We start from the raw sequence: 11157 nt of genomic DNA on the forward strand, positions 1-11157 counted from the left end.
CCTTCCGCGGAATCGGTCAACGACAGCGCTGTCGTTGACCGATTCCGCGGAAGGGAGAACGCTGGTCTCCGTCCGGTCGCCGCCTCCGCCGCTGGCCGCAGCCGCCGCGGGGACCGTCTCCGTCCCGAAAGGCTCGGTTACCGTACCGCCCGGCAGCTCCGTCGATGGTGTGGCATCGCCCGAGGCCTTCGCCAGCCCCGGCAGGGTCGTGCTCCCCAACCGGGCCATCGCCTCGTCGAGGGCGGCCAGGACCTGCCCGAGTGTCCCCACCGGATCTTCTGCCCCGACGGGGGCGGGGGTCGCCTCGGCCACAATCACAGTCGCGGCCGGTTCCGCGGGCACCGCCACGATCGGCGCCAACGCCCCCACCGACACCAGCTCCGCGGTCGGCTCGGGCTCCGCGGTCGGCTCGGATTCGATGGCTGGCGCAACGTCCGCGGGAAGAACCGGCGCGGATTCCACGACCGGCACGGCGATCACTTCCACAATCGACGGGGGCCCGCCCGCCGGTCGCGACTCAGCCGTCGGCACAGGCTCCACGACCGGCTGGCTGGCCCCGTCCGGCGCCAGCGTGGACTCCCCTGCCGGCTCCGGCTCGACGACCGGCTCCGGCTCGACGACCGACACCGACTCGACGACCGACACCGACTCGACGACCGACACCGACTCGACGACCGACACCGACTCCAGGGCCGACACCGGCTCCAGGGCCGGCTCCGTGCCCCCCATCGGCTCGATCTCCGCCGCCGGCGCGTCGTCGGCGATCTGCGCTTCGGCCGGGGTCGACTCGGCAGCCGGTTCCACGGGGGCAGCCGGTTCCACAGGGGCAGCCGGTTCCACGACGGCGAGGGTGCTCACGGCAACCGGACTCACCGGTGCCGGAGCGGCCGGGACGGAACCGGCCGGGATGTCGGGGGGCGCGACGGCCGCCTCCGGCAGCCGATTGAGGATGCGGCCGCCGGCGCCCTGCGCACGCAGCAGCTGTCCCGTCTGCGCAAGTCGCCGGCAGACCTGGTTCACCGTGCCCCGGCTCGCCCCGGTCGCCGCGGCCAGCCTGCCGTCGTCCAATCCCTCGGGAGCCTTGGCGAGCTGGTCGAGTATCCGCTCAGCAACAGTAGCCACAAAGCGGACGCTATACGCCAACTGCCATTCGGTGACAAGCGGGGTCGCCTCACGCGGTAATCGTGTCCATACCGCTGCCGTTGGCATCCGCAATGCTGGTCGTACCTGCTCTCAGCCCCGCTCGACACATCCCCATCTGAGCGGATCCGCGCGACACGGCGAACCGACCGGCCGCGCCCGACCACCGTCGCCCGCCGATGCCGCTGCACCTGAGGGAAACCGCGGTAACCGACGTTGTCTGCGCCGGACGGGGATGCCCGAGGGCGGGAGTCGGATCCGCGGAACCTCCCCCGCCACGCACGGTAAGTCACTGTAGATGAACTGTCGACTACAGATAGCTATATTTTACCGGGAGTCGCCGCGTGGCCGAGGCCCGGATCCACCCGACCGGGCTGCCGGGCTGCCGTGGCCATCCGGTCCGTCGAACACGGGATGGGGGGCCGGATGAGCCGCCCGGAACCGCGACAGACCGTGGCATCGGCGTTCGACCCACGCCGCAACAGTTTCGGATTCCTCCGGATCGGGCTGGCGCTGGTCGTCTTCGTCCAGCACGGCCTCGCCGCCGGTGGATTCGCGCCCGCGCCCACCGCCCGGTACGACCCGGCCGTAGTCGCGCTCGGCTGCTGGCTGCACGAGCACCGGACACTGGCCGGCTATTTCGACGCCCGCCCACACGGCCCCTTCGCCTACAGCACGGTGACGCAGGTGGCGAAGTGCCGTTCCGCCAGCTCCCGCCGCACTCGGTTGCGCCACCAGGTGCTGGCCACGAGCAGCACGACGGCCGTCAGCATGGCGACGCCGAGCAGACCGCCGACGACGATGGCCCCGGCCCAGGCGGTGCCATAGGGGACGGCGAGGCCGCCGGCGCCGTAGCCGAACCAGGGCCGGGTGTCGAGGACGACCGGCCGATCGCGGCCGCGTTCGGGTCGGGCGAACAGGCCGAGCACCGCGAGCCCGCCATTGATCATCATCGGCACCACGAATACCCGGCAGAACCGATCAGGTGCGCCCTGTCGGATATAGCCCGCTGCCAGCCACCGGCCGACCACGAACAGAACTGCAGCGGGATAGACGTAGTTATCCACGCCAGCCTGCAGGGAGCCGGGAAAGAAATTCTCCGAAAGGAATGCAGAGGAGCAGGCCACCATAGACGACCACCCGCTCCGCCCGTATCCCGCTCACGACATACGGTCCGAAACCAGCCACCACGGCCAACCCCAGCCAGACGGTCGCGGTAAGCGGCGAAGCGGCGAAGCTTCTTTTGCAGGCGGAGACACCGGCGCACAATGACGCACGATCACTGCGTTGCTTCGCAATTATCTGGCCAACGGCAAAGGAAAAGGACCTTGGCCCAATGGTTTCCGGTCGATGCCGCCGGCAGCTGGGTGGAACCGCGGCAAGGCCGGCGGCACGGACCGGCCAAGCTGCTGGACGGTGCAGCCGCTCGCATCGCGAAGATGCCGGCAAGGCCGGCGCGCCATGTGGGCTTAGTACCGCCGGGCCAGGGAAGGTGCAATGTCGAGGCGTGCCGGGAACGGCCCGGGACGCACCGATGTCGACAGCGACCGGACCCGCCATGCCGGTGATCCGTCCAGGTGCACGCCCCGGGATGGACACCGCTCACCGGGGAGCCGGTCAGGGAGGCCGACGTGACACAGCCAGCCGCGGATTCCGAGTCGTGGAACCGCGAGGACTCACCTCTGGAACCCGCCGAGGTGTTCGACAGCGACGACCTCGGCTCGACGGACGCCGGCCGGGACCCACTTGACGACAGTTGGGACGTTCCTGACCGACCGAGCCCAGGTGTGCGGTACCCGCACACGCCGCGCGAGGAGCGCAAGGGCTCGTCCTTCGCGGAGCAGCTCGCGGCCGAACTGCCGGACGCCGACCCCTACCTGGAGGCCGAGCGCCGGGAGTCGGGCCAGATCCTGCGAGCTGACGTCTACGGCGAGGACGCCACGGGCCTCGAGGACGCGGCTCTTGAGGTGGACGACGACGGAACTATCAGGAGCGCCTCGGCCGAGGAGAATGCTCTGCACCTGGAGTGATCGCCCGTCGCGCCCGTTACGCTGAACCGGTGACGACCGCGCGGGACTGGTCGCCGCGGGCCCGCCTGGGCGGGTTCGTCGCGGTGGGTGCGATCGCGGCGGCCGCCGCGGTGCGGGTCTATCTCGTCAACCCGGCGCAGCCTGGCCACTACCCCACCTGTCCGTTCCGCTGGGCGACGTCGCTGGACTGCCCCGGGTGCGGCACGCTGCGGGGCCTGCACCAGCTCCTGCATGGGCACCCGGCGGCGGCCGCCGACTACAACCTCTTCTTCGTCGTCGCCGCGCCGATGCTGGCCCTCGGCTGGGCGGTGGCGGTGGCGCGGGCCGCCGGCTGGCGGCACCCACTACCCCGCGTCCCACCCCGGATACTATCGGTCATTCCGGTACTGGTGATCGCGTTTTGGGTACTGCGCAACCTGCCGCTGCCCGGTTGCACATGGCTGGCATCCCGGCCCGGCTGACGCCGCTCACGGCCGGGCGACCTGCCCGGGGTGCCACGCCACGGTGCGGTCGGTGCGGTCGGTGCGGTCAGCGCCGGCCCAGCAGATAGCAGGCGATGGCGGCGGTGGCTGCGACGTTGAGCGAGTCGACGCCGTGCGCCATCGGGATGCGGACCCGCGCGGTCGCCGCCGCCTGGGTCGGCTCGGACAGCCCGGGCCCCTCCGTGCCGAGCAGAAGCGCGACGCGCGCGGGCGGCCCGACCCCCGGGTTCCCCTCCGACGACCCCGCCGCCAGGCCCGCGGCCGCCGGATCCGCCGCCGGGCCGGGGGCGTCGAGCCGGGCGGCGAACGTGCCGAGATCAACGGCGTCGACGGCCGGGGTCAGGGCCAGCAGGGTGAACCCGACGGCGCGGAGCAGGCCCAGCGCGCCCGGCCACGGGTCGAGCCGCGCGTAGGGCACGGCGAACACCTCGCCCATCGAGACCCGCACGCAGCGGCGGTAGAGCGGGTCGGCGCAGCGGGGGCTGAGCAGTACCGCGTCCATCCCGAGCCCGGCGGCCGAGCGGAAGATCGCCCCCAGGTTGGTGTGGCTCACGATGTCCTCGCAGACGAGGATGCGTCGCGCGGCGGCGAGGACATCCGTGGCGGCCAGCGGCGGCCGGCGGCACATCGACGCCAGCGCGCCGCGGTGCACCTCGAAACCGGTGATGGCGGCGAGGACGCCGGCGCCGGCGACGTAGACGGGGACGTCGGCGGGCAGGTCCGCCGGCACGGCGTCGAGCCGAGCCGGAGACACCAGGACCGAACGAGGACGATAGCCGGCCCGCAACGCCCGGGTGATGACCTTCTCGCCCTCGGCGATGAACAGTCCGTCCGCCGGCTCCCGGCGGCGCCGCAGGGCCACATCGGTGAGCGCGACGAAGTCGTCGACCCGCGGATCCGCCGGATCGTCGATCGCCACGACCGGCGCAGCGGCGGACCGGGGCAGCTCAGCGGGCACGCCACGACCTCCCGACACGACCGGGGTCACCCGGGCGTAACGCGCGGGACGCAGAATCGGCGGCCATGACCGAGCCGCACACCGCACCCACACCGGTGCCAGCACTCACACCGGTGCCCGCGCCAGCGCCAGCGCCGGGCACCGCCGTCTCCCGTCCCATCAACGCTCCCGTTCCCGCTGACCTGCTAGTCGTTGGCGCCGAGCTGGTCGCGACCGTGGACGCCGACCGCAGGGAGATCCGCGGTGGATGGGTCGCGGTGACGAACGGCCTGGTCAGCGCGCTCGGCGGCCCGGGTGACCCGCCGCCACCGGCCGTGCGCACCCTGCGGGCCGACGGCGCGCTCGTCACACCCGGCCTGGTGAACACGCACCATCACATCTACCAGAACCTCACCCGCGCCTACGCCCCGGCCCTGGGCGGCACCCTGTTCACCTGGCTGTCGACCCTCTACCCGCTGTGGTCACGGCTGGACGAGGAGGCGGTGCACGTCTCGGCCTACGTCGGGCTCACGGAGCTCGCCCTCGGCGGCTGCACCACGACCACCGACCATCTCTACGTCCATCCGCGCGGCGGCGGGGACCTGATCTCCGCGGAGATCGCCGCGGCGACGGCCCTCGGCCTGCGATTCCACCCGACCCGCGGGTCGATGTCGCTGTCGGTGAAGGACGGGGGGCTGCCGCCCGACTCTGTGGTCCAGGACGACGACGAGATCCTCGCCGAGTCGGCCCGGCTGGTCGCCCGCCACCACGACCCGTCGTGGGGCGCGATGGTGCGCGTGGCGCTCGCCCCCTGCTCGCCGTTCTCGGTCAGCCCGGCGCTCATGCGCGCCACCGCCGAGCTCGCCGAGAAGCTCGACGTGCGCCTGCACACCCATCTCGCCGAGGATCCCGAGGAGGACGAGTACTGCCTGGCGATGTTCGGCCGCCGGCCCATCGACCAGTTCGCCGAGGTCGGCTGGGCCGGGGACCGGGCCTGGGTGGCGCACTGCATCTGCCCGAACCCGGCGGAGGTCGCCCGGCTGGGCGCCTGGGGCACCGGGGTGGCGCACTGCCCGAGCAGCAACATGATCCTCGGCGGTGGGCTCGCGCCGGTCGCCGAACTGCGGGCGGCCGGCGTCCCTGTCGGCCTCGGCTGCGACGGGTCGTCGTCGGCGGACTCGGCGTCGCTGTGGCTGGAGGCCCGCACGGCGATGCTGCTCGGCCGGCTACGGCACGGCTCCGCGGCGATGTCGGCCCGCGACGCGCTGGAAATCGCCACCCGCGGCGGAGCCGGCTGCCTCGGCCGCACCGGAGAGATCGGCGAACTGTCCGTCGGCGCGGTCGGCGACCTGGTCGTCTGGCCGCTGGACGGGGTCGCCTACGCCGGGGCCCTGTCCGATCCGATCGACGCCTGGCTGCGCTGCGGGCCGACCGCCGCCCGGCACACCGTCGTCGCCGGCCGGCTCGTCGTCGAGGACGGCCGGCCGGTGCACCCAGACCTGCCCGCGATGCTCGACCGGCACCGCACCCTCGCCGCCGGCATCCAGCGCGCCTTCGACGACGCCGGTATCGACCTGACTGCCTGTCCGGGGGGATAAACCGGGCGCCGGGGCCTGCGGGCAGGCGGGGACATTCTCAGGCCGGCGACGGGGAAGCGGCGGCGGTGGCCACGGCGAGGCGCTGCGCCGTGTAGAGCGGCTCACCGAGCCGGTGGTAGAGCGACAGCTCGGTGTCGAGCCAGGCCAGGTGCTGCTCCTCGTCGGCGAGAATGGTCTCGATCAGGATGCGGGTGGTCGCGTCGTGCTCGGCGGCGGCGACCTCCGCGGCCTGGTTCAGGCCGGGACGGGCGCCGCGTTGGGCCTCCAGGTCGTTCTCCAGCACCTCCCGCAGGGACGTCCCGATGGCCGGCTTGGCCACCACGAAGTCCGGCCGGCCGCCGAGGTCGAGCAGCCGGTTCAGCACCGCGGCGATGGTGACCGGCTCGTCGGCGATCCGCGCAGCCATACCCGCGGCCAGGCCGTGCAGGCCCCAGGACTCGACGAGGACGAGATGGGTGCGGTGCTGGGCGTAGCCCGCCCAGTAGCTACCGAGCAGCTGGTTGAGCAACTCGGTGACCGGAGTGGTCTGCGTGTCGGTCATGGCGTCTGTCCCCTCCACGGATCGGGCGAGCCGGCCCCGTCGACGCCAGGTAAAGCGCCGCCGGGTCCACCCGGCCCAATCCTTCAGCGGCCCTGGTCGGCGAAGATATGTCACCAGCCTAGGCGCATAAAGCTGATACGCGCCAACAGCTCACCTCGACGCGAGTGAGTCCGAACCAGGGCGGAGGCCAGTTGCGGTGCGTTTTGCACGGTCTGACGCCGCGGATCGTGCACTTCGCACCGCAACCCTTCCCACCCACCGCAACCCTTCCCACGCGCCGCGACCGGCCGCTGCGAGCCGGGCCTGCAGGCCGGCCGCCGATGTGGGCCAGCGGATGGCCGGGCACGACCCCGGCCGGCTGCCTCCCGGGTGCCATTTGGTACAAAGCAGCAGGGCAGTTCGGACCGGATAACGGGGTTGACCCCCTCGGGCCCGGCAACCTGAGCAATGATGATCCGGGAACGGGAAGCCGGACGTCCCCCACTGAGACCGCCGCCGTCGGCGCCGCGCATCGACCCCCCCGATCGGTGCGCCCAGCGTCGGCGGCGGCTTCATCCGCCGCTACCCCGTGCCGTTCCCGTCGACGAGCTGGATGATCCTCATCCTCGACGGCGAAGGCAAGGATGAGGCCGGCGGTATGCCCGTCGACACGCCAGTCACTTCGGCCTGGCCAGCGCCCAGCCCGGCGATCTGGCCGGCGATCTGGCCGGCGACAGCCGGAGACTGGGACGATGCCGACGCTGCCGCCCGATGTCGTCGCCCGCCTGACCGCCGCCCTCGAACCGGTCGACGCGGCCCTCGCCGCCCGCCATCCGGGGGACACCGGCGCCCGCCAGCCCGTCCACACCTGCTACCTGCCGGCCGATCAGATGTTCCCCGGCGTCGTGCCGGCCTGGGGTGAGCGGGCCCGCGCCCTGCTCGCGGCGTACGGGGCCGAGCCCGCGACGCTCGCCGCCGCGACCGGCGGCGATCCCCGGCCCGACGTCGCCGCGGCCGTCCATGCCCACACCACGCGCACGCTCACCGTGGAGCCGATCCAGGACCTGCGAGTCGACCTGGAGGACGGCTACGGCCTACGGCCGGACGGCGCCGAGGACGCCGACGCCGTGGGCGCGGCCGAGGCCCTGCGCGCCGCCGCCGCGGCCGGCACGCTGCCCGCCCGCTACGGGTTGCGACCCAAGTCTCTCGACCCGCTGGTCCGCAACCGTGGGCTGCGCAGCCTCGACCTGTTCCTCACCGCGCTTGCCGGTACCGATGGGCCGCCGCCCGGTCTGGTGCTGACCCTGCCCAAGGTCAGCGATGCGCGGCAGCTTCGGGTCTTTGCCGACGTCCTCGCCGAGCTGGAGCGGCGGCTCGGGCTCGCCCCGGTCGGGATCGAGGTGCAGGTCGAGACGCCGGCCGCGGTGCTCGCCCTGCCCGCGCTGGTGCGGACCGGACTCGAGCTGGGCCCCGGCCGGCTCGTCGGGCTGCACGTCGGCACCTACGACTACTCGGCGGCGCTCGGAGTCACGGCCGCGCACCAGGCCAGTGACCATCCGGCGGTGGAGTACGCGACGACGATGATGCAGCTCGCCGCGGCCGGCACCGGCATTCAGGTCGCGGACGGCTCGTCGAACCTGCTGCCCGTCGACGGCGACGAACGGGCGGGCGCGTCCGGCGACGACGTGCGCCGCGCCTGGCGCCGGCACGCCGAGCTGGTCCGCCGTGCCTGGCATCGAGGCCTCTACCAGGGCTGGGATCTGCATCCTGGGCAGCTGGTGAGCCGACATGCGGCGGTGGCCGGCTGCCTGCTGGCGGGGCTCGACGGTGCACTTGCCCGGCTGGCCGCCTACGCCGCCGCCCGGCAGTCGGGGACCGTCGCCGACGAGCCGGCGACCGGGCGGGCCCTGGCCGGGCACGTCCTACGGGCGCTCGACGCCGGTGTGCTGGACGACCCGAGCCTCGCCGCCGCGGGCCTCGACCGGACGACGGTCACCCGCCTGGGCGGGCGAAGAACACGCAACTCCATCGCGACCGACGACCACACATGGCACGGTAAACCCAACGGCTGAGGTCATCTACATTAACGGAAGATGAACGGCAGCGGACATTGTCCGATATCCCGTTCCGGAGGTTCGCGGCGGGTCGACACCGGCCCCGCCCGGGGCTACAACAGATGTCGTGGACGACGGCATCCTGGTATTGGTGGTCGTAACCGCGCTGGCCTTTGACTTCACAAACGGTTTCCACGACACCGGCAACGCGATGGCGACCTCGATCGCCACCCGGGCACTGTCACCGAAGATCGCCGTCGCCCTCTCCGGGGCGCTGAACCTCGTTGGCGCCTTCCTGTCGCTCAGCGTGGCCGCAACGATCGCGAGTGGCCTGGTCAACACCCATCTCGTGACGCTGACGGTGGTGTTCGCCGGCCTGGTTGGCGGAATTACCTGGAATTTGCTCACCTGGTTCTTCGGAATACCCTCCAGCTCATCTCACGCGCTCATCGGAGGGGTCATCGGGGCGACCATGGCCGCCGCCGGCACGCACGGCGTCAAATGGCACGGCGTCGTCTCGAAGGTAATCATCCCGGCCGGTCTTTCCCCGGTGATCGCCGGCCTCATCGCGTCCGTGGGAACGTACCTGATCTACCGGCTGAGCCGCGGCGTCCCGGACCGGACGCGCAGCCACGGATTCCGGCTCGGCCAGATTGGTTCGGCGTCGCTCGTCTCCCTCGCGCACGGCACGAACGACGCGCAGAAGACGATGGGCATCATCACCCTGGCCCTCATCGCCAACGGCACGGTGGACTCCGGGTCCGAGGCGCCGTTCTGGGTGATCCTGAGCTGCGCGATCGCGATCAGCATGGGCACCTACCTCGGCGGCTGGCGGGTGATCCGAACCCTCGGCAAGGGCCTGGTCGAAATCGACTCCCCGCAGGGCATGGCCGCCGAGTCGGCCTCGGCCGCGACGATCCTGCTCTCCAGCCACTTCGGTTACTCGCTGTCGACGACGCACGTGGCCACGGGCTCCATCCTCGGCACCGGCCTCGGCCGCAAGGGCGCCGAGGTGCGCTGGCGCGTCGCCGGCCGGATGGCCACCGCCTGGCTACTGACCCTGCCTGCCGCCGGGCTCGTCGGGGCCGGGTGCTACGGGATCGCCCAGGGCATCGGCGGCACCGCCGGCGTGGTGGTCGTCTTCGTGCTGATGGTGGTCGCGTCCGCCGCCCTGTACCTGCGGGCCCGCAGGACGCCGGTCAGCCACCACAACGTCAACGACGAATGGGACGGAGCAACGACCTCCACGGGCGCCAAGGAGCCGATCGCGGCCTGAAGCCCGCACGGAGGCAGTAACGGAATGCGGCAGTGACGAAAGGCTAGGCAGGCAGGCATGAACTCCTGGATCGACCTGGACGCGCTGTGGAAAATCGTCGTCATCGGCCTGCTCGCCGGGGCGGGTCTGCCCGCACTGTTCGCGGTGGGGCTGCGCGCGGTGAGCCTGCCGGGCCGGGACGGCGGCTCGCCCGCCACCGAGGCCTGCGACGACCGCATCCTCGGCTCGAACCCGCTGGGCCTCGCCGCCGGAGTGGTGTGCTTCGCCGTGGTGCTGGCGGCGATCGCCTGGGGCATCTACTCCGTCGTCGCGGGCACCTGATGGAGCTGTCCGTCCCCTGAGGGAGCCCCGCCCGGCACCCGAATGGACCCACGTGGCAGGCGATTCTGCGATCCCCGGAGTCGCCCGGACGCGATGGAAAGGTGAGTGGCGTGGCGTTGCCTCCGATGCTGGCCTCGGTCATCCAGTGGCTGCGGGCCGGCTATCCCGACGGCGTCCCGGAGCGGGACTATCTACCGCTGTTCGCGCTGCTGCGACGCAAGCTGACCGGGGACGAGGTGGCCGCGATCGTCGACGCGCTGGCCACGAGCGGCGACTCCGCCTCGGCCCTGGCGATCCGCACCGCGATCGCCGACATCACCCACGACACCCCGCTGGAGGGCGATATCGCCCGGGTCAGCGCCCGGCTGGCGGCCGGTGGATGGCCGCTGGCCTCCCCGTCCCGCCCGCAGCCCGCCGCCGAGACCTGACCAGCCATTCCAAGGTCAGCTTCCGCGATAGGTCGAGTAGCCGAACGGCGCCAACAGGAGCGGGACGTGATGGTGATCCGCCGGGTCCGCGACGTGGAACGCGATGGTCACCTCGGGGAAGAACGCCGAGCGGGCGCTGGTGTCAAAGACGAGCCGCCAGGGGCCGGGCGCGGTCAGCTGGAGGCCGCCGACCCGCCCGTCGGCATCGGTGACCGCCTCGGTGACCAGGGTCCAGACGCCGGTCTGGCTGCCGGGCGCGGTGCTGGTGCCGTGGGCAGCCGCGCCGAGTTCCCCCCGTTCGAGCCGGACCGGCACCCCCGCGGCGGGCCGTCCCTGCGCCGTATCCAGGACGTGTGTGGACAGCCCCATCT

12 protein-coding genes are annotated in these 11157 nt (G+C 72.4%); 7 read left to right on the forward strand and 5 right to left on the reverse strand.

The features are described 5' to 3' along the window. On the reverse strand, nucleotides 1-1122 hold a 1122-nt coding region (locus NBZ85_RS19880; RefSeq protein WP_261562388.1), incomplete at its 3' end, for a helix-turn-helix domain-containing protein. A gap of 686 nt (nucleotides 1123-1808) precedes the next feature. Further along, the gene (locus NBZ85_RS19885; RefSeq protein WP_261555648.1) at nucleotides 1809-2207 is read right to left on the reverse strand and encodes a hypothetical protein; all 399 of its coding nucleotides are present in this window, start codon (nucleotides 2205-2207) and stop codon (nucleotides 1809-1811) included. A gap of 564 nt (nucleotides 2208-2771) precedes the next feature. Here NBZ85_RS19885 and NBZ85_RS19890 point away from each other — a divergent pair. Then, entirely contained in the window at nucleotides 2772-3170 is a 399-nt protein-coding gene (locus NBZ85_RS19890) for a hypothetical protein (protein WP_261555647.1), read from the forward strand. 29 nt (nucleotides 3171-3199) lie between these two features. Next, nucleotides 3200-3631, forward strand: a complete 432-nt coding sequence (locus NBZ85_RS19895) for a DUF2752 domain-containing protein (protein WP_261555646.1) — start codon at nucleotides 3200-3202, stop codon at nucleotides 3629-3631. Nucleotides 3632-3698: 67 nt separating this feature from the next. Here the strand turns inward: NBZ85_RS19895 and NBZ85_RS19900 are convergent, their stop codons facing one another. Next, nucleotides 3699-4610, reverse strand: coding sequence for a TrmH family RNA methyltransferase (locus NBZ85_RS19900; RefSeq protein ID WP_261555645.1), 912 nt, complete (start codon nucleotides 4608-4610; stop codon nucleotides 3699-3701). 65 nt (nucleotides 4611-4675) lie between these two features. Between NBZ85_RS19900 and NBZ85_RS19905 the strand changes: the two genes are divergently transcribed. Further along, nucleotides 4676-6187, forward strand: a complete 1512-nt coding sequence (locus NBZ85_RS19905) for an 8-oxoguanine deaminase (RefSeq protein ID WP_261555644.1) — start codon at nucleotides 4676-4678, stop codon at nucleotides 6185-6187. A gap of 37 nt (nucleotides 6188-6224) precedes the next feature. Here the strand turns inward: NBZ85_RS19905 and NBZ85_RS19910 are convergent, their stop codons facing one another. Further along, nucleotides 6225-6728, reverse strand: a complete 504-nt coding sequence (locus NBZ85_RS19910; protein WP_261555643.1) for a ferritin-like domain-containing protein — start codon at nucleotides 6726-6728, stop codon at nucleotides 6225-6227. Nucleotides 6729-7459: 731 nt separating this feature from the next. Here NBZ85_RS19910 and NBZ85_RS19915 point away from each other — a divergent pair. The 4 genes from NBZ85_RS19915 to NBZ85_RS19930 all read left to right on the forward strand — a co-directional run bounded on the left by NBZ85_RS19915 (nucleotide 7460) and on the right by NBZ85_RS19930 (nucleotide 10786). Beyond that, the gene (locus tag NBZ85_RS19915; protein ID WP_261555642.1) at nucleotides 7460-8779 is read left to right on the forward strand and encodes a DUF6986 family protein; all 1320 of its coding nucleotides are present in this window, start codon (nucleotides 7460-7462) and stop codon (nucleotides 8777-8779) included. Between the two features lie 109 nt (nucleotides 8780-8888). Continuing rightward, a complete protein-coding gene (locus NBZ85_RS19920; RefSeq protein WP_261555641.1) occupies nucleotides 8889-10037 on the forward strand; it encodes an inorganic phosphate transporter in 1149 nt (382 codons plus the stop codon). A gap of 57 nt (nucleotides 10038-10094) precedes the next feature. Continuing rightward, nucleotides 10095-10358, forward strand: a complete 264-nt coding sequence (locus NBZ85_RS19925) for a hypothetical protein (protein ID WP_261555640.1) — start codon at nucleotides 10095-10097, stop codon at nucleotides 10356-10358. A 110-nt stretch (nucleotides 10359-10468) separates the two neighbouring features. Beyond that, nucleotides 10469-10786, forward strand: coding sequence for a DUF3349 domain-containing protein (locus NBZ85_RS19930; RefSeq protein WP_261555639.1), 318 nt, complete (start codon nucleotides 10469-10471; stop codon nucleotides 10784-10786). 15 nt (nucleotides 10787-10801) lie between these two features. Here the strand turns inward: NBZ85_RS19930 and uraH are convergent, their stop codons facing one another. After that, the gene (uraH, locus tag NBZ85_RS19935) at nucleotides 10802-11155 is read right to left on the reverse strand and encodes a hydroxyisourate hydrolase (protein WP_261555638.1); all 354 of its coding nucleotides are present in this window, start codon (nucleotides 11153-11155) and stop codon (nucleotides 10802-10804) included. Nucleotides 11156-11157: the final 2 nt, after the last annotated feature.

This window comes from Frankia tisae, from assembly GCF_025403405.1.
Classification (GTDB): domain Bacteria; phylum Actinomycetota; class Actinomycetes; order Frankiales; family Frankiaceae; genus Frankia; species Frankia tisai.

What these genes read in the sequence shown, in the direction of transcription:
- NBZ85_RS19910 (WP_261555643.1), bottom strand. Translation starts at nt 6,728, where the DNA reads ATGACCGACACGCAGACCACTCCGGTCACCGAGTTGCTCAACCAGCTG.
- NBZ85_RS19925 (WP_261555640.1), top strand. Translation starts at nt 10,095, where the DNA reads ATGAACTCCTGGATCGACCTGGACGCGCTGTGGAAAATCGTCGTCATC.
- NBZ85_RS19915 (WP_261555642.1), top strand. Translation starts at nt 7,460, where the DNA reads ATGCCGACGCTGCCGCCCGATGTCGTCGCCCGCCTGACCGCCGCCCTC.
- uraH (WP_261555638.1), bottom strand. Translation starts at nt 11,155, where the DNA reads ATGGGGCTGTCCACACACGTCCTGGATACGGCGCAGGGACGGCCCGCC.
- NBZ85_RS19905 (WP_261555644.1), top strand. Translation starts at nt 4,676, where the DNA reads ATGACCGAGCCGCACACCGCACCCACACCGGTGCCAGCACTCACACCG.